We start from the raw sequence: 18608 nt of genomic DNA, 5'->3' as shown, positions 1-18608 counted from the left end.
GATCATGAAAAATATATCTCTATTTTCATTACGTTCAGCTCAACCCATTCTGTTAGCCCTACTCTTCATAACGACAGTACATATCGCAGACGCACAGGTCATATTTCAGGAGGACAAAAACAATTTTATTCGCCTTGTTGAAAAGCAAAACGAAACAGACAGTGACGTGCGTGCCAACCAGCACCCCTTTACGCTGCAAGAGCAGGATGTATCCGCCATACTTAGCGCTATTCAGGTGGTTAAGAACAAAAATACGTCAACACCGCTTTTTTCCAACGAACAGGTTGCGTTACTTGCCGCCTATCTGCCTGAGGCGCTGCGAACAGCGACTGCTCAGCAAGACGTAATTTTTGCTCTTAGTAAAGAGAAGCGCTATTTGGCAGGCCTTAAAACCCAAACGTATTACGTTGCAGGCAGTATTTTCGTTGCAGATGACCAGCTCAATATTCTTATTGGCGAGTTCGATAAAGTAGCCAATAAAGCCTACGAAATGGCTTATGATCCTACTTCTCAGGGCTTGGTAAAATACGACTTTAATTTTGGTAATCGGAAACAAGCAAAGTTCTCATTCGATTCCCCACTCTCTTTTTCCGCACCTGGTATAGAACTGAAAATGAAAAATCGCTTCGATTGGGTGGTCGCACCGACTCAGCTGGCGTTTGAATCACCTGTAGAAAAGGAAACACTTTCCCCAGCGAATAGGGAAAACACACCCAGTAAGAAAGACGTAGCTGGCTCGGCCCCCTTACCAGCAGAAAACGATATCGTTGCTCGTTTTAAACGGTTAGACGCACTAAAAAAGGCAAACCTAATTAGCGAAACAGAATACGCCGAAAAAAGAAGGCAGTTACTTGACGAGTTATAGAACGAAAGTCCCGTCAGTACTGGTCTTACGTGCTTTTTTATTATAAGCCATTGGTCTTATTAGGCCTGATTTAATGTTATATTAATGTTAACATTGTAAGCATGTGAAGTGACTGTTTAGCTTTTAATATTTCGGAGAATTTGGTCACTTTGAAGCGTTTCATTTACGCCATAATTTTGTCTTACTAAAAGGCTTATGTGTGAATAAAACGCCAGCCCAAATAAGTCACAAGGCCAGCGGCAAATGTCGCTTTTTTAGCTGAGGGAAAGACCATGCACCGTATCTTGATAATTGACGACCACCCTATTTTTCGTCACGCAATGATTACTATTTTAGGGAAAAAGTTTCCCGACTCAGAAACCCTCGAAGCCAATTCAATTTCTGAAGCGTTAACGTTGCTAGAGCAAGACGCGAAGTTCGATTTAATCATGCTTGATTTAAATATGCCGGAAACCTGTGGCCTAAACGGACTTTTAGAAATTCGAAACCAACACCCTAACGTACCTGTAGTGATTATTTCCGCTGAAACGGAAAAGCAAAATATACTGCAAACCATTTCTTATGGTGCCGTTGGCTTTATTTCAAAAAGCAGCAAGATTGAAGAAATAGCCACATCTATCGAGAGTATTTTTGAAGGGAACGTGTGTTTACCTTCAGAGATATTGAGAACGCCGTCTACCAGAACACGCATGACCAATGACAACGGTATTTCGCCGGAGCAAATTCGTTCATTAACACGAAAAGAGCTGACTGTGCTGAAATATCTAACTCAAGGGTTAGCCAATAAAGTGATTGCCTACGAGCTTAATATTTCTGAAACCACGGTTAAGTCTCACGTCTCATCTATTCTCAAAAAATTAGGCGCCAGCAACCGAGTAAAGGTTGTCGCCAGTGCCGCGAATATCGACTTTAACCAATACGTATTTAATTAAGATCTGTTGATCTTTGCTGTGCACCGAAGATTAATAGGTCTTAGACACGTTTACTTTTAGCCATTCAAACTTGAGACTAGCGCCGCCTTGAGCACCGAGGAGTTAACAGGTTTGTGCAGCAGCTGAATGTCGGTGCCTTCAAGTTCATTCGCTAACGCTTTTGAGTGATTAGCGGTGCAAATCATAATGGGCATTGAAGGCGCGATTTTTCTTACGCGTTTCGCAATGTCTAAACCGGTTTCTTCTTCATCTAAGTGGTAATCGACAATAAGCATGTCGCACTCGTCAAAGCTGCCATTATTTACGGCACTGCATTGTTCAAAACCTGAGAAGGTGTCTACCTCCATGTCCCAGTTTGCGAACAACGTTTGCATAGCAATGCGCATATTCGCATCGTTATCAATGTGCCATATATGCTTATCCAAAACGTAATCTGGTAACGATGGCTCCAAAGTATAAAGATAGTCTTGCTCCTGGCTCGTATCACACACTTCGGTAATAGGAATGGTCACCGTGAAGCACGCGCCTACGCCCTCTTTCGAGCGCACTCGAATATCGTGCTCTAGCAACTTACTCATTTTATCTACAATGTATAGTCCCAGCCCCAAACTGTAAGAGTAGTTAAAATCGTTTTCTAATCTGGAAAACTCTTTAAAAATAACTTTCTGATCGTCTTCGCTTATACCCACACCTTGATCATAGATGCTAATTTCTAGGTTCTCATTCACCTTTCGTGCTGCCAGTAACACCTTGCCGTTGGCACCGTATTTCATTGCATTTATTAATAAATTTCGCAATATTCGAGAAAGTAAGTTCACGTCTGTCACCACGAAGGCTTCTTTCAAGCGATAGCGAAAATCTACACTGTAGTCTTTACTGATATGCGTAAACTCTTCGGCTAGCTGCATAAGTAACGGCAATACATTTTCTTGCTGCTTATCGGGCTGTAACACCCCAGCGTCTAGTTTGGATGTTTCAATAAGCGTGCGAATAAGGCCATGTAAATCAGACAGTGAATTATCGAGGGCGGCAACAATGGGGCTGGATGAACTATCCACTTGATCTTTCAATGTTTCGTTGAACAAGATCGCAGCGCTAAGGGGCTGCATAAGATCGTGGCTAATAGCAGCCAAAAATTTGCTCTTTGAATCAATCGCTTCTTGAAGGGCGATGTTGGCGTGATTGAGTTCACGGGTACGCTTTTCTACATTCGATTCTAATTGGTCTTTAGCCGCTTTAAGCTGGAGTTGGCTTTCTACCTGCTGCGACACGTCTGTTGCCAAGACAAAGTGCCCGGTGATATCGCCAGATTCATTGAAATGAGGCAAATAAACTTTCTGTAAAAAGCCAACGTCGCCATGAGCATTTTTTTCTTTGCTTTGAAAGCTCACCACTTCGCCTTGGTTAACACGGCGCAAGTACTGAATAAGATTGGGGTAAACCTCTTTCAGATGGCTTCGATCCATAGGCATATCATTAATGTCTTGCTCACTAACGCCATACCAATCGCGATAACCTTTATTGGTGTATTGAAACTTTTTATCGGTACCAATGTAAGCAATAAGCGCCGGTACATTATCGGTTATCATGCGGATCCAGCTTTCGTTTTGCTTCAGCGTTTCTGCGTAGTGATGCTGCGATGTAACATTGGTGAACGTGCACAGCGTATTGCCGTCGGGCAGTGTAGTGATGTTGCGTTCAACCACCAATTGCTCGTGTATAATCTGGGTACTTGGCCCCACCGGGTTTAGGTTGAGCCCGCTCCAGTGACGGTTATTTTGAAGGGCATAAATATTCTTACTGTTTACCAGTACGTGCTGGGGCACGTTTGACTGGGTCAAAAACGTGTTATTCCAAAACGCAATGCCACCTTCTTTATCAATGAGCAATATTCCAACATCAATATTATCGATAAGGCTTTGCAACAGCTTGTTTTTCTCTTTAATGACTTGCTCGTAACGATTCGATTCAAGCAGTTTTACTTCAGTGATGTCGTTAAACAGAATAACGTTCCCGCCTTCTTGCGTGGGTCGATTGGTCAGCTGATACCATCGCCGGTTCGACAACTGATAGATCATCCTGCCTTCGACATCAGCAGGCAGGGCACGGCGAATAACCCCGGAATGCTTGGCAGCTTGGGTGATATCGTAATAGTTATCGCCAATTTTAGGGGTAATGGAAAGGTCATCCCAAACAGTTTCAAAGTGCCGATTAAAGAAGATGATCCCGCCCAGTCTATCTAGCAACACCATCGCCTGATTGGTGCTTTCAATGGCGTCGTGTAAACGCTGTTTAACCTGATGGGTTTCTTCGTGAGCCCGCACTAGCTCGGCATTTGACTGCTCCAGCTTTTGCAGTACTGACTGCAGCTCCTCTGTTTTCTGACTCACTTTTTCAGAAAGTTGAACCGAATGTTCGAAGGCGCGGTAGCTGTGATGATTAAAACCGCCCTCTTCCATGCGATACATCAGCGCTGCGTTTATTTTCTCAAGCTTTTCGTTTTCACGCCGTTGCTCGTAAAGGGCCTTTTGGAGCGCTTCCACGTCGGTAAATTGATTATTGGGCTGCAAAATACACCCCCGTAAACGTTTGGTTCAAGTGAACCGAGTGAATATGCTCGCCATAGGCATTGAAGCCCGCGACATTGTACCTTTGCTGTAGCCGTCTTATTTCGTGGTCGTTTTTGCCTTGTTGAATTTCGAGCCTTCGCAAAAAGCAATCGCAAGCATAGACAAATTCAGGCTCGCCAAGCTGAGCGCGCAGTTTGTCTAGTTTACTTTCTAATGCTTCAATGCAGTCACCCAGCTGAACAAACGTAAGAATAATGCCAATATCTACCGCGCAGTAAAAGGTAATGGCGTTAGTGGCCAAATCTACTTTTTGAATAGAGCGGATGAAGTACTTGCCACCTACCATCACTGCAAGGGGAAACATGGAAAACACATCCGGCGTTAAGTCTTCAGCTTTCATTCCCAATAAACTCGCGTAATACTGCGCAGCAGGTTCACCGTTTATTTCATACACGGTTCGCGACTCAGGGTCGGCGTGGGTGACCACCAGCTTTGAAACGGGAGAGTTAATGTGATCAATGGAGAACACGGTGAAGGGCTTTCCCGTGCCAACAAGCAGCAGTACTGCTGCGTCTCGATGAAATTCACCGTTATAAAACACATAGGTGGCTTCAAGCTTTAGATCGTCGCCAGCGCTACCGCCTAAGTGTGGAATATTACCAAATGCAGTCGCAAAGGTTTCTAGAAAATGTTCCTCATGGCGGGTAAGTCCATCGAGCACAGAAATAACGAAGTGCTGCTCTGTATCGTAACGACGCTCCCTCCCCTGTAAGGCTCGGCGCAAACCACTGGCAATATCGTGGGCTTCATCAAAGTTTACTTCGCCCAAATTAGGCACCAATGCTGTGGCAATAGAAAATTCGTTTTTCAAAAACGCGACGGCCAAAAGTTTTTCTGTTCCGTAGCCGTTTTTATTAAATTCTCCTGCACTGGTGCAGCCAACAATATTCACGTGCGGAAAACGTGCGGAGATTTCCTTTGCTACGGTGTCTAAGTCAAAAAGCGTGCTGGTATGAAAGAGTAATAGCTCTATTTCATCGCACTTAACCTTGGCTAAAATCTCATTGGCCACATCACGGCAGGCTTCTTTAGCACCGTATAAACTAGAATGGTTGTCATCGTTAACCTTGCTATTAGCAGGTTGACTAAGTGCGGACAGGATTGAGGTTTTTGACACGCGTTGGCACCTTTTTCTTTTTATATTTATCGATTTTGCACAAGTCAGGGTTATCTAACGTAACCACACACTCAAGGCACTGAATACATTCAGCATAGTCAATGCTGCCGTCTTGTTCTATAGCATCAATACCACATTTCTTTTGTTTGCACAGCTGACAAGGATTACCGCAGGCATCTTTACGTGTAAGCAACTTAACTAAAGGGAAACGCCCCAGAATGGCAAGCCCCGCTCCCAACGGACATAAATAGCGGCAGTACACTTTATGAATTTTTAAGCTAAGTACCAGCAATAAAACCGAATACAGCACAAAGGGCCAATATCGAACAAAGTGTAGGGTTATGGACGTTTTGAACGGCTCTATCTCAGCGAGCTTCTCCGCAAGGTTTAGCGAATAGAATGAGCACACAACTAGTCCTATAAGCAACCCATATTTAATTTTTTGCGCCCGCTTGTGGTGCTGAGGCTTAATTCTAATTTGTTTTATCCTGAGCTTTTCAGCCAGTATTCCCATCATTTCCTGAAGTGCTCCGAAGGGGCAAAGCCAGCCACAAAATAGTCCCCGCCCAACGATAAACAGCGAGACAAATACAAAGCTCCACAAAATAAAAATAACCGGATCGAGAAGATATACTTCTAACGAGAACCCATCGACGATATCCAGTAGCAGCGTGTATATGTTGACAACCGACAGTTGCCCTTGAGCGTAAAAGCCAATAAAAAACAGCACGAACACAAGGGAAAATGCCCGCACTGTATGCACAAACTTGGTGTAAGGAGTTAGCCTTTGCTGGAATGCAAAGAACAACGACAGCGCCACAAGATAAACAACGGTGATGCTTATCGTTAAGGCTCTGTCTCCCCAAATTTTCTGCCACAACGGAATGGGCTTCGCTAACTGAGCCTCAGGATTTTCCATAAATAGTTCACTAGGCAGTGTCACTTTCAAAGGGAACAGATGCTCATCTTGGTCGAAGAAACTTGGCTTAAACGGCACACTAATCGCTATTTCCATTTCTTGGTCAAGTGACAGCCCACCTTTCGATTTTACGCGAAGTACTTTGATCTCGTTGTAGTCTGGCAATGCTTGTGAAAATGCGGGGTCATAGAAGCTATAAAAATCGATATCGCGGATAGCTGTGGGAAATCCGCCTTGAGACACCCGTAAATGCTCAGGTGTGGTTTGGGGAATAAACTCATCGCTGATGAAACTGAAACCTTTCGTATTCAACACCATCAGTGCCATTTCACCCGGATTTAGATTTTCCTGTAACCGAGCAAACTCCTCTTCATCCAGCAGGTTTTTCCCCACAATAGGAAGACTTAAAAACGCATAGTAGTGTTCGGCGATGATGTCACCATCAAAGGCAAACTCGCTTTGGATATCGTCAACCGCCCGAACCACTTCACTCGAGAGGCCTTTGGTATTTTGCTGAGTAATCTGATGCTTTTGGATGTAGCCCTTGTCCACCAACTCGCTAAAAGTAAGAGGTTCGTAAAAGTCTGAATTGATAATATTATTGCTAGGCGCAACAAAGCCATCGAGCTTAGCTCTGGCAACAGCTAATGCAGATGTCACGATGGTATCGTTGATAACCAGCACCGATACGGTGGCTTTCGTAACCCCATCAAAGTAGGTAGCGTCTTTGCCTACATTGCTTTTCCCACCAATGATAAAACGCTCTTTGACACTGTGCCCTTGATATTGAGCAACGAAATCAAACATGGATTTCTCGCCAAGCCCGTGCAAAAAAATCGGCTCGCTATGCTGCTTAACGAAAAGATCGACCACATTGCCTTGTGTATCTAGCCCAATCACCACATTAACCGGTTTGCCTGAAAAGCCTATGAAGTCGACAAAGTCATTCGACTCAAAAACATATCCGAGTAGTTGCTGAAGCTGATAGACCGGGGTTACCTTGATATCTGTGTGCATTTCTCCCACGCGTGTAGCGTTAGGAAATATTTTGTAAATGTCTTGTGGAATGTCTGTCGCGTCAGACTGCGCCAACACATTGGAGCTGAGAAACAGCAAGAAAATGATTAAGGAAAATGCGATGCGCATAAAAGTAGCGGGCGGCGGTAGGCGCCGCCCTCAGGTTTACTTAGAAGAAACCAAGTGGATTGATGTCGTAGCTTACCAATAGATTTTTTGTCTGCTGGTAGTGATCTAGCATCATCTTGTGGGTTTCGCGGCCAATCCCCGATTTCTTGTAGCCGCCAAATGCAGCGTGAGCTGGATACAAGTGATAACAGTTCGTCCATACGCGACCTGCTTCAATCGCTCGACCTACGCGGAATGCTACATTCGCATCGCGGCTCCATACACCTGCGCCTAGCCCGAAGCTTGTGTTGTTGGCAATCTCAATCGCCTCTTCTTCGGTTTTGAAGGTTTGAACAGCGATTACCGGCCCAAAAATCTCTTCCTGGAACACACGCATGTGGTTTTCCCCCTTCAAGATAGTCGGCTGAATGTAGTAGCCTCCATCAAAGCCTGGTAACTGTTCTTTCTCACCTCCAGTGACAACCTGAGCTCCTTCTGACTTACCGATATCGATGTATTTGAGGATCTTTTCGAACTGCTCGTTAGATGCCTGCGCGCCTACCATGGTGTCTGTGTCTAGTGGGTTGCCGCGTTTGATCTTCTGAATTTTTTCCAACACTTTTTCCATGAACGCATCATAGATGTCTTCGTGAATAATCGCTCGAGAAGGACACGTACATACTTCACCTTGGTTGAAATAGCCAAGCACTAACCCTTCCGCACACTTATCGATAAATTCTGGTTCGTGGTCCATAATGTCTGCGAAGAATAAGTTTGGCGATTTGCCGCCAAGCTCTACAGTAGATGGAATAAGGTTTTCGGCAGCACAGCGAAGGATGTGCCCGCCAACCGGCGTAGAGCCAGTAAATGCAATTTTTGCGATTCTTGTGCTTGTTGCAAGGGCCTGTCCAGCCTCTGCGCCGAACCCGTTAACAATGTTTAATACACCTGGCGGTAATAGGTCTTGGATTAGTTCGGCGAACAATAAGATAGATACTGGCGTTTGTTCTGCTGGCTTTAACACCACTACGTTGCCGGTAACAAGTGCTGGCGCAAGTTTCCATGCCGCCATAAGTAGCGGGAAGTTCCATGGAATGATTTGTCCAACTACACCATAAGGTTCATGGAAGTGATACGCCACCGTGTTTTTATCAATTTCACCGATGGTGCCTTCTTGGCTTCGAATACAGCCTGCGTAATAACGGTAATGGTCTGCGCAAAGCGGGATGTCGGCATTCAGTGTTTCACGAACGGCTTTACCGTTATCCCAAGTTTCTGCAACGGCGAGTAGCTCTAGGTTTTCTTCGATGCGATCGGCTATTTTCAGAAGAATGTTAGAACGCTCAGCTACTGATGTATCTGCCCAACCTTTTTTCGCAGCGTGAGCGGCATCTAAAGCAAGCTCAATATCTTCAGACGTTGAGCGAGGGATTTGTGCGATGTCACTGCCATCTACTGGTGATGTTGCGGTGAAGTACTCACCTTTAACCGGTGCAACCCATTCGCCATTGATAAAATTACCGTAGCTTTCTTTGAAGCTTACGACCGAACCTTCACTACCTGGCTTTGCATAAATCATAAGAAGTACCTTTTGATAACTTTGCGCGTACCACGCGCACTAACTTGGTTTGTTGTGTAGTTTGATAATGGTACTTTTACGTTGTACCTACCATGATGCGATAGACCGATTTGACTCCTACTTTAGGAGGGGAAACCTATGGCTACTTGCCACTTTTCTCGACAAAAGACACCGATTGAGACGCTGAAAGCTCTGCATCACCGATGTAACCGTGTTTAGCCGCAATGGCTGAAAACTGGGAGGGCACCGCGTCGAGCTTTCGCTTAATGACGGTAAGTGCGTTAGAGACAGTCTTAGCCGATAGGCCCAACTCATCAGCAATATCGAAGCGGGATTTATTCATTGCTATCGCAATAAATATTTCGAACTCACGTTTTGTTAATTTGGCAGCAATGTCCACATTGGTATCGAGAAGTTGATTGGCTAAATTTACCGCCAGGCCTCGCTCAATATACTTTTGCCCTTTTGCGACGACCTTAATTGCCGAGATCAATATTTCAGGCGAACTACTTTTACTGATGTACCCCATAGCACCGGTCTGCATGGCGCGGTGCAATATGACACTGTCTTCGAACATACTGAAAAAGATAATTTTTAAATCTGGATGTCGCTTCAAAAAAATCTTGGCTAAAACAAGGCCACTTTCATTTGAAAGGTTTATGTCGAGGATTAAGATCTCAATGTCACTACTGGCTAATAAACGATGGGTTTGTGCACCGTTTTCAGCATCAAAAATACGGCAATCGGGCATCATCGCATTGAGTAAAGCTTTGTATCCTTCACGCACCACAGCGTGGTCGTCGACAATCAGAATATTCATGCGACGTTAGCGCCCATAAGAGGAGGCATTTTTTTAAGGGTAAGGGACAGCGATACAGCAACGCCGCCATCATCTGGTGACGTCACACTGCAATTTGCTCCTATACAACGCGCTCGGCTGCGCATTGAAGACATGCCAATATTTTCTACAATGTGGTTCCCCAATCCCCGGCCGTTGTCTTTGACCATCACAGAAACCCGGTGAGTATCGCCATAAATTTGAATGCTAACCTTGGTGGCTTTCGCATGCTTAATCACGTTATTAATGGCTTCTTGAGCAAATCGGTAAAGATGAATATCTCGCTCATTATCTTCTTGATAGCGCTTTAGATTAATTGACACGTTCCACTGCGTATCGGGCTGTGCCACTTCTTGTTCGTAAACCAGACGTTCTAGCGACGACTGAAGAGAGACTCTATCCAGAACAAGCGGGTGAAGGTGAGCAGTGAGCTTTCTAATTGCATCGCTTATTTGATATGACATCACCTGAACTTTCTGAGCAGAGAATTCAACAACAGAGCGCTCTTTTGCGTTAACCAGAATATAGGCGTGGGCTTTTATCGTTGTCAGCAACTGCCCCACGTTATCGTGAAGTTCTCTGGCAAGGTAATTTCGCTCTTGCTCTTGAAGAAGAGCTAACTGCTTATCTATTTTGATGAGCTGCTTTTCTTTTGTTTTAAGCGCATTTTGCAGGTGCTTAAATTGATTTAACACCCTGTTCATTTCGGTAATATCTGAATGTGGTAGAGGCTGTGATTCCTTGCCTTCTCGTAGCTTAGATAACGCTTCAGCGAGCTGATTTAGCGGCACTAACCTTTGTTTAACCGCTACATTTAATGTAAATAGAAGCAGAACAAAAGTCGCAAAAAACAGCCCCGCTACCAAGGCAAAAAACGTAAGATTCTGAGTGAGCTCAGTAGTATCGGAAGGCGTAACGATAAGATACTGATTTTCCTGAATTGGGATGATAACGGGTGTCAGTGCATTGCGTTCAGATGTAGACATTGCTGAGGGCTGCTCTGCCCGAAGACGGCCCGTGAAATAATGGGCAGATAAGTGAGGACTAGGCTCTACAATTGCTTCGATATCAGCGACAGGGATATTGAGGTTTACCATTTCTCGCACTTGATTAAGCGCGCCGGTCATTTCTTCCTCTATATTATCCTGTATGTGGAAGTAGACCAGACAGGTAAAAACCAAAAAGCAGCCAATGAATACGGCCACTATAGCTGTAGATATTTTCGTAAAACCTGACATAAGCGCCCCTGCAAGCCTTTTATTACAAGGTTATGCTATACAGCATGCGCTCAAAAGCACATCCTGCAATAGGGGCGAATTCATCCTACCAAGGTAGGATGAACTCACTTTTTCAAGCATAGGTGTTACAAGTGAGGCAATAGGTACGCTTATTGATTACGTTCTACACGTTCATGTCAACGCTACTTATTAATGTTTAATTTACGAGCTGACTGCTAAACTGCCCGACTGCATCCACAACTTCCTTCGCGCCGTTTTGGATTTGCTCAATAACCTCACCCGCTTCGTTGGCGTAATTAAGCCCAGACTGTGCTTTTGCATCACCCTCATTCACAAGGTTTACGGCATCGGTTGCCAACGTTTGGTTGTGCTTAACCACATTAATAATTTCTTCCGTAGCCTCGGTAGTGCGCGACGCTAACTGGCGTACTTCGTCTGCCACTACAGCGAAACCTCGTCCCTGATCGCCAGCGCGCGCGGCTTCAATGGCCGCATTTAAAGCTAGTAGGTTAGTTTGCTCGGCGATGGCACTGATACTACCTATGATAGTGGCTATCTGCTGAGACTGGCTATCTAGCGCGTTTATTCCTTCCTTAGCTCTGTCCATTTGATCCGACAGCGAAGACATTTCAGAAAGCAATTCACTTACGACTTCCTTCCCTCGTGATGCAATTTGATCAGTAGTATTAGAAGAACGATAGGCAATATCAGCAGCATTAGAGATTGCATTTTCTCTAGCAACTTGCTCAGTAATATCAGTAGCTAGTTTAACCACTTTATACATGCGACCGTGAGAGTCACAAATAGGGTTATAAGTTGCCTCTAACCAAAAGCTGTTGCCATGCGCATCAAAACGTTCAAAACGCCCTGCAACGAATTCACCACGGGCTAGGCGATCCCAAAAGTTCTTGTATTCCATAGAATTAGCGTATTCAGTATCGCAGAATATTCTATGGTGCTTGCCCTTTATGTCGTTCAAACTGTATTTAACGGTTTTCAAAAAGGCTTCGTTAGCGTCTTGAATTACACCATTGAGATCGAACTCAATCGCCGCATTAGATTTGTGTAAAGCGGCTACTAAATCTTCGTGTTCTTTCGACTTAGCGATGGTGCGCGTGAGGTCATTTAGGTTTACCGAGAATTTATGTATGTTGCCATTAATATCGAAAATAGGCTCTACTACACCCCGTAGCCACGCCTCATCACCGTTTGCACGCACAAATTCTATTGCCCCCCAGTAGTGGACGCGCTGCTCAAGAGCATCTTTTAACTTTTTAAAATGAGGAGTGTTCCGTGCAATTTCAGGCACAAACTCAAAAAAGCGTTTACCTTTTACTTGAGATAGAGAGTAACCTAGTTCCTCTTCGAACATCCTATTGACCGCGTCAATCTCACCACGCTCGTTTAGGCGAAGAAAAATCATGTCTTCACGTAACCCGTCTCGCACTTGCTTGAGTATGTGCAGTTCCTCTTTAAGTGCTTCGTTTTCTTTAACTAAGTGTTTATTGAACATAGGATCTTCCCTGATAGAGAATGGCAGTAATATAATTTGTATCGGCAGTAACTAACCTTGCCTTAACGATAATTTGATTAATCTACACAAGGTTTAGCAAACGGTTCGCTAGACAATGTCTTTTTAACTAGGACGTGTCGGCCTAATTTATTAAAACCTAGACCACATTCAGCCACTTGTATTAAAGCGTGGCGAGTTTTTCGACGCTGCTACGTTATTTTTTACATATTTACCCTGCAAAAGACAGTAGATAAACGTCTAATTTTTTAGTCGAGAAATTTTGAATGGTATTGCGCAACTTTATCTGTAAGCCATTGTGTAAATACCTGAAAGCGGGCTTGAGAATGGGTTTCCTTGTGTGTGGCAAGCCAGAACGTACGCCTAATGTGAATCTCGTTTTCAATGAGTCGAACCAAGCCTGGCTGAGTTTCAGCCATAAATTTAGGTAAAATGCCTACCCCTGCGCCATTTACAAGCATTTGATATTGCGCATTAATACTGGTGCTGCGAAGTGCGCTCAACTGCGATAGTGCTGTTTCTTCAATGAACTTCAATTGAGGCGCATACACCAAATCGGGAACATAACTTACTAAATTAAACGTGGTAAGGTCTTTTAATGCTCGTGGCTTATAATCGCTGATAAGGGACTGGTGGATATAAAGATAAAGGTTATAGTCTGTCAGTTTTTGTGTAACCAGTAAGCCTTTACTGGGCTTTTCAAGCAAGATAGCCATATCGGCTTCTCGTTTATTCAGATTTAAAAAGCCACTGGTAGCTACAAGCTCGATACTGATCCCCGGATATTGCTTCTTGAAGTCGGGTAGCAATGGCGCCAAAAACCAGCTGCCAAAACCTTCAGAAACGCTCACTCTGATCGTACCTGCCAAGTGAGAACGTTCATCACCTAATTCGTTTTGGGCCTCTAAAAAATAATGCTCTGCTTTTTCAATATACGTAACCAACTCACTACCATGTGTGGTTAGCACATACCCCTTTTTCGTTAGCTCGAACAACTTGCAATTTAATGAGTCCTCCAGTTTTTTTACACGACGAATTAATGTCGTAGGGTCTACCTTCAAGCCTTTAGCTGCAATAGCTACACGACCATTTCTTGCCAAACCAAGAAACAAGCGCATGTCATCCCAATTCACTCAAACACCTGCATTTTTACAGCACCATACTGCAAGTATATGTATTGTCTTTGCAAACACAAGGTTTCAATATTGTTAAAAACCCTAGGAGCTATGTCATGAGAAAGATTGTTCACTTTATTGCAGGTAAAGATTTTGAGGATAGCAGCGAAAATACCGTGTCGGTATTTGCGCCTAACACAGGTGAAGTACAGGCTGAAGTAAGCTTGGCTAACACTTCAACGTTGGCCTATGCAATTGAAACAGCCCAAGCTGCACAGGTTGAGTGGGCAGCCACAAATCCTCAACGACGCGCTCGTGTCATGTTCAAGTTTAAAGAGCTAGTTGAAGCAAACCGCGATCGCTTAGCGGCACTATTATCAAGTGAGCACGGTAAAGTGTTGGTTGATGCCCAGGGTGATATTCAGCGCGGCCTTGAAGTTATCGAGTTTGCCTGTGGAATCCCTCATGCACAAAAAGGTGAATATACCGAAGGCGCAGGCCCAGGAATCGATGTGTACTCCATGCGCCAAGCACTTGGTGTAGTGGCGGGTATTACGCCATTTAACTTTCCCGCCATGATCCCAATGTGGATGTTCGGCGTTGCAATCGCGTGCGGTAACGCGTTTATTTTAAAGCCATCAGAGCGCGATCCGTCAGTACCTGTTGAACTGGCAAAGCTTATGATTGAAGCAGGCCTTCCTGCTGGCGTACTTAACGTTGTACACGGTAACAAAGAAGTGGTTGATGGTATTTTAGATCATCAAACTATTAAGGCGGTGAGTTTTGTAGGCTCTTCTGATATTGCTAACTACGTGTACGAGCGTGGCGCTCGTGCTGGAAAGCGCGTTCAAGCTATGGGCGGCGCGAAAAACCACGGTATCGTAATGCCTGATGCTGATTTGGATCAGGTGGTAACCGACTTAGTGGGTGCTGCATATGGCAGTGCCGGTGAACGCTGCATGGCGCTGCCGGTTGTCGTTCCGGTTGGCGATGAAACCGCTGAAAAACTTAAAGCCAAGCTTATTCCGGCGATTAAAGACATTATGGTAAGTCATAGTGAAGATCCTAATGCTCATTATGGCCCTGTGGTTACTGCTGCGCACAAAGAGCGCGTTGAAGGCTATATCGACCTTTGCATAGAAGAAGGTGCTGAGCTTGTTTACGACGGTAGAACCAGTCAGATCCCTGACGACAGTCAAGGCTACTTCATCGGCCCCACATTCTTCGACCACGTAACCAAAGACATGCGCTCATACCAAGAAGAAATTTTTGGTCCCGTGCTGCAAATGGTGCGCGCAAAAGACTTCAACGAAGCGGTTAACTTAGCTAGCGACCATCAATACGGTAATGGTGTTGCTATGTACACCCGTAACGGCCATGCGGCGCGTGAATTTGCGCAACGTGTAAACGTAGGCATGGTGGGAATTAACGTGCCTATTCCTGTGCCGGTTGCTTATCACACTTTTGGTGGCTGGAAACGCTCTGCATTTGGCGATACCAATCAACATGGTATGGAAGGAGTGAAGTTCTGGACCAAGGTTAAAACCATTACGCAGCGCTGGCCTGATGGCTCAGATACCAACGACAACGCCTTTGTTATTCCAACCATGGGCTAAGTGAGGAGACGATTATGACCACAGTTGCATTTATTGGCCTAGGTAACATGGGCTCGGGGATGGCAGATAATCTAGTTAAGAACGATTACAACGTACTGGCCTTTGACTTAAGCGAAGTGGCGCTGGCAAAAGCTAAAGAAGCGGGATGCACTATCGCTCAAAGTACCGAACAAGCTGTTTCTGAAGCTGACATCGTTATAACTATGCTACCCGCAGGCAAGCACGTAAAAGATATCTATTCAAATCAGATCCTGGCTTCTGTACGCGAAGGCACCTTGCTTATTGACTGCTCGACCATTGACGTTGAAACGGCGAAAAGTGTGTCAGAACTAGCTGAGAAAAAAGGCCTTAAAATGCTCGATGCCCCTGTCTCAGGCGGCGTTGCAGCAGCCGCAGGCGGCACGCTCACGTTCATGGTGGGCGGCGATACTGACGCTTTCGATAAAGCGCAAGGCGTTCTTGGTGCGATGGGCAAAAAAATTGTTCATGCAGGCGGCCATGGTGCGGGACAAGCGGCAAAGATTTGTAACAACATGTTACTTGGCGCGACCATGATTGCGACGTGTGAAAGCTTCCAGCTGGCACAAAAACTAGGCTTAGATGCGCAAGTGTTCTTCGATATCGCGTCAAATGCCTCGGGACAGACATGGTCAATGACCACTTATTGCCCTGTAAAAGGTGTGGGGCCACAAAGCCCTGCTGATAACGATTTTGCTGGCGGTTTCGCTTCTGCGCTTATGCTCAAAGACTTGGGGCTGGCCATGCAGGGCGCGAAGGGCGTCAACGCGCAAGTACCTATGGGTGAGCTTGCTGCAAAGTGGTTTGAAATGCATTGTGAAGAAGGCAATGCAGGAATGGATTTCTCTTCAATAATCAACCGATTAGCATAAGAGAAAACCAACAGTTCTCCGACGGCTACTTTCCCTCAGAAGAGGTGGCCTTCTTACTGAGCGAGTAAAGGATTTTACTCGCTCTTTTTTTATTTCAAAAAAGCTATGGCTACACTTTTTGATAGTTTGCCGCTTTTTGCTTTGACGTTTTACTTTTTCGGTTGCGTTAGCATATCGTCATAAGCATCCATTTCCCAAGGAAGTTCACCTGGACTGGTATCAAGGAAATGCAAGTAGCTTTCAAACTGGTCTAAGATATCCTTAGCTATACTCTCCTTGTCGTAACCATAAATATCGTAGGCTTGACCGCCGCGTCGAAGGAACACTTCAGCACGAAAGTACTTTTCCGACTCGTCATCTTCCGAGCGCAGCTCTGCGTAGCTAAACCCTGGTACTAAATACTCGGTCATGCGAATGTCGTAGATAAAGTCCATGTGCTCGTGACGCTCAACAGTGAAGGTGGCTCTTCCCGCTTCCTCATCAAGTTTAACGAACGCCTCCCACTCTCGCGCTTTCAAAGCAGCCTGAACGTCTTTCATCGCTGCAATCACCGTTTTATCAATAAATTCATGCACCTCGTCTCGACTCGGGTAATCGACCATTGCGGCAAACCGGCCTTTAAGGCTAGTTGTCCGACCATGATTTCTATTCAGCGTATTTGCCGTCAAACTATTATTTCGATAACCCTCGATGACAAGTGCACGCCACAGACCTGCTGCAGACGCTAGCATTATGAAGGCAAAAGGTAAGGCACTTGCTATGGTCATAGTTTGCAGTGCATTTAGTCCACCAGCCAACAGCAGTACCGCTGCAACGGTTCCTTCCAAACAGGCCCAAAAAATACGCTGCCACACCGGGCTTTCCTCTTTCCCCCCAGAAGCAAGTGAATCGATAACCAACGACCCTGAATCTGATGAGGTCACAAAAAACGTAATGATTAATAACACGGTCAAACCTGACATGATTGACGCGCCGGGCAACAAGTCGTAAAGCTTGAACAAAGCTACGGCTTCGTTTTCCTGTACATCACTAATAAGCGTTGTCACCCCTTGGTTCATAATGGCGTTTAACGCTGTGTCACCAAACACGGAAAACCAAAGGAAAGTAAACATGGTAGGCACTAGCATTACACCAAACACAAACTGTCTAATGGTCCTGCCTCGACTTATTTTGGCGATAAACATGCCTACAAACGGCGCCCAAGCGATGGTCCAGCCAAAAATAAACAGGGTCCAGTTCCCTATCCAGTCACTACGACTGTAAGCTTGAAGGTTAAAAGTGCGCTCGATAATACCGTTGAAATAACTCCCTGTGTTTTGCAGAAAGGTCTCTAAAATATGAACGGTTTCCCCCATGACAAAAACTGTACCCATAAGAGATACAGCCAAAAGCATGTTCAGAATAGAAAGTCGCTTGATGCCTTTATCCATTCCCGCAATAACCGATATTGTTGCGGCTATCGTCACTATAGCGATAGTACCTACCTGTACCATGATGTCGATGGGGATATCACCGGACAGATAGTTAAGCCCCGCATTGATTTGCGTAACAGATAGTCCAAGGGTAGTGGCGATACCAAACAGTGTTCCTAGAATGGCAAATACATCTACTGCATGACCTATTGGGCCATAAATCTTATCTCCTATCAGCGGATACAAAGCAGAGCGAATAGATAGGGGCAAACCATGACGAAAAGCGAAATAGGCAAGCACCAAGCCCACTAACCCATAAATCGCCCATATGTGGAAACCCCAGTGAAAAAACGCGATTTGCATAGCCTGCTTCGCGGCGTCGACCGTTTCAGCTGCTCCTGCAGGCGGCGAAGAATAGTGCAGTACAGGCTCTGCCACGCCGAAGTAGAGCAGCGCTACCCCGTAGCCCGCAGAAAATAACATTGAAAACCACTCAGGAAAGCTATATTGAGGCTCAGCATGATCGGGCCCCAATTTGATATTCCCCCAGCTAGATGACGCAATCGATACAATAAAGACCAAAAAGATTGCCGCCGACAGCATATAGAACCAACCGAAGCTTTCGGTGATCCATGCCAATGTGTTGTTGAAAGCCTCGGCTGCGAGTTCGGGGTTACTGATTGTTCCGATAACCAGAAGCAAAATAATGGCGACGGCGGGAAGAAATACAGGAAGAAGGATGGTGGAGTTGTTTACTTGACCTTTCATAGCAAATCCCTTTTCACTTACAGGTAAACTAAT

13 protein-coding genes are annotated in these 18608 nt (G+C 45.1%); 4 read left to right on the top strand and 9 right to left on the bottom strand.

From position 1 onward, the window contains the following. The first annotated feature begins 4 nt into the window (after positions 1-4). Together ACYX4N_RS05290 and ACYX4N_RS05285 are read left to right on the top strand one after the other, a co-directional pair. Positions 5-865 carry a hypothetical protein gene (locus ACYX4N_RS05290; protein ID WP_476055836.1) on the top strand — a complete coding sequence of 287 codons (861 nt, stop codon included), beginning with the start codon at positions 5-7 and terminating at the stop codon, positions 863-865. Positions 866-1137: 272 nt separating this feature from the next. Then, positions 1138-1797, top strand: a complete 660-nt coding sequence (locus ACYX4N_RS05285; protein ID WP_014950680.1) for a response regulator — start codon at positions 1138-1140, stop codon at positions 1795-1797. A 56-nt stretch (positions 1798-1853) separates the two neighbouring features. Here ACYX4N_RS05285 and ACYX4N_RS05280 read toward each other — a convergent pair whose 3' ends face one another. The 8 genes from ACYX4N_RS05280 to ACYX4N_RS05245 all read right to left on the bottom strand — a co-directional run bounded on the left by ACYX4N_RS05280 (position 1854) and on the right by ACYX4N_RS05245 (position 13907). Further along, positions 1854-4367, bottom strand: coding sequence for a hybrid sensor histidine kinase/response regulator (locus ACYX4N_RS05280; RefSeq protein WP_377948190.1), 2514 nt, complete (start codon positions 4365-4367; stop codon positions 1854-1856). Next, the gene (gene nosP, locus ACYX4N_RS05275) at positions 4354-5544 is read right to left on the bottom strand and encodes a nitric oxide-sensing protein NosP (RefSeq protein WP_476055835.1); all 1191 of its coding nucleotides are present in this window, start codon (positions 5542-5544) and stop codon (positions 4354-4356) included. Before nosP ends, ACYX4N_RS05280 begins: the two co-directional genes overlap by 14 nt. Beyond that, entirely contained in the window at positions 5513-7609 is a 2097-nt protein-coding gene (locus tag ACYX4N_RS05270; RefSeq protein ID WP_476055834.1) for a 4Fe-4S binding protein, read from the bottom strand. Before ACYX4N_RS05270 ends, nosP begins: the two co-directional genes overlap by 32 nt. A gap of 40 nt (positions 7610-7649) precedes the next feature. Then, positions 7650-9167: an acetaldehyde dehydrogenase ExaC gene (gene exaC / locus ACYX4N_RS05265; RefSeq protein ID WP_118492296.1), complete on the bottom strand. Its 1518-nt coding sequence runs from the start codon at positions 9165-9167 to the stop codon at positions 7650-7652. A gap of 142 nt (positions 9168-9309) precedes the next feature. Then, positions 9310-9987 carry a response regulator gene (locus tag ACYX4N_RS05260; protein ID WP_476055833.1) on the bottom strand — a complete coding sequence of 226 codons (678 nt, stop codon included), beginning with the start codon at positions 9985-9987 and terminating at the stop codon, positions 9310-9312. Continuing rightward, a complete protein-coding gene (locus tag ACYX4N_RS05255) occupies positions 9984-11243 on the bottom strand; it encodes a sensor histidine kinase (protein ID WP_476055832.1) in 1260 nt (419 codons plus the stop codon). Before ACYX4N_RS05255 ends, ACYX4N_RS05260 begins: the two co-directional genes overlap by 4 nt. 196 nt (positions 11244-11439) lie before the next feature. Then, positions 11440-12756 (bottom strand): methyl-accepting chemotaxis protein, encoded by a 1317-nt coding sequence (locus ACYX4N_RS05250; protein WP_476055831.1) that lies wholly within the window; start codon positions 12754-12756, stop codon positions 11440-11442. A gap of 266 nt (positions 12757-13022) precedes the next feature. Beyond that, positions 13023-13907, bottom strand: coding sequence for a LysR family transcriptional regulator (locus ACYX4N_RS05245; protein ID WP_476055830.1), 885 nt, complete (start codon positions 13905-13907; stop codon positions 13023-13025). Positions 13908-14005: 98 nt separating this feature from the next. On the opposite strand from ACYX4N_RS05245, the gene ACYX4N_RS05240 reads away from it, so the two are divergent. Both ACYX4N_RS05240 and mmsB read left to right on the top strand, forming a co-directional pair. Further along, positions 14006-15505, top strand: a complete 1500-nt coding sequence (locus ACYX4N_RS05240; RefSeq protein ID WP_476055829.1) for a CoA-acylating methylmalonate-semialdehyde dehydrogenase — start codon at positions 14006-14008, stop codon at positions 15503-15505. A 14-nt stretch (positions 15506-15519) separates the two neighbouring features. Further along, entirely contained in the window at positions 15520-16395 is an 876-nt protein-coding gene (gene mmsB / locus ACYX4N_RS05235) for a 3-hydroxyisobutyrate dehydrogenase (RefSeq protein ID WP_476055828.1), read from the top strand. A 149-nt stretch (positions 16396-16544) separates the two neighbouring features. Here the strand turns inward: mmsB and ACYX4N_RS05230 are convergent, their stop codons facing one another. Continuing rightward, positions 16545-18575 carry a BCCT family transporter gene (locus ACYX4N_RS05230; RefSeq protein ID WP_476055827.1) on the bottom strand — a complete coding sequence of 677 codons (2031 nt, stop codon included), beginning with the start codon at positions 18573-18575 and terminating at the stop codon, positions 16545-16547. Positions 18576-18608 lie beyond the last annotated feature (33 nt).

This window comes from Alteromonas sp. ABH4_452 (assembly GCF_056311825.1).
Note: the sequence above shows the minus strand (reverse complement) of the source record. Positions and strands in the feature narration are given on the sequence as shown.

What these genes read in the sequence shown, in the direction of transcription:
- ACYX4N_RS05255 (WP_476055832.1), bottom strand. Translation starts at nt 11,243, where the DNA reads ATGTCAGGTTTTACGAAAATATCTACAGCTATAGTGGCCGTATTCATT.
- ACYX4N_RS05285 (WP_014950680.1), top strand. Translation starts at nt 1,138, where the DNA reads ATGCACCGTATCTTGATAATTGACGACCACCCTATTTTTCGTCACGCA.
- ACYX4N_RS05270 (WP_476055834.1), bottom strand. Translation starts at nt 7,609, where the DNA reads ATGCGCATCGCATTTTCCTTAATCATTTTCTTGCTGTTTCTCAGCTCC.
- ACYX4N_RS05290 (WP_476055836.1), top strand. Translation starts at nt 5, where the DNA reads ATGAAAAATATATCTCTATTTTCATTACGTTCAGCTCAACCCATTCTG.
- ACYX4N_RS05230 (WP_476055827.1), bottom strand. Translation starts at nt 18,575, where the DNA reads ATGAAAGGTCAAGTAAACAACTCCACCATCCTTCTTCCTGTATTTCTT.
- ACYX4N_RS05250 (WP_476055831.1), bottom strand. Translation starts at nt 12,756, where the DNA reads ATGTTCAATAAACACTTAGTTAAAGAAAACGAAGCACTTAAAGAGGAA.
- ACYX4N_RS05240 (WP_476055829.1), top strand. Translation starts at nt 14,006, where the DNA reads ATGAGAAAGATTGTTCACTTTATTGCAGGTAAAGATTTTGAGGATAGC.
- mmsB (WP_476055828.1), top strand. Translation starts at nt 15,520, where the DNA reads ATGACCACAGTTGCATTTATTGGCCTAGGTAACATGGGCTCGGGGATG.
- ACYX4N_RS05260 (WP_476055833.1), bottom strand. Translation starts at nt 9,987, where the DNA reads ATGAATATTCTGATTGTCGACGACCACGCTGTGGTGCGTGAAGGATAC.
- exaC (WP_118492296.1), bottom strand. Translation starts at nt 9,167, where the DNA reads ATGATTTATGCAAAGCCAGGTAGTGAAGGTTCGGTCGTAAGCTTCAAA.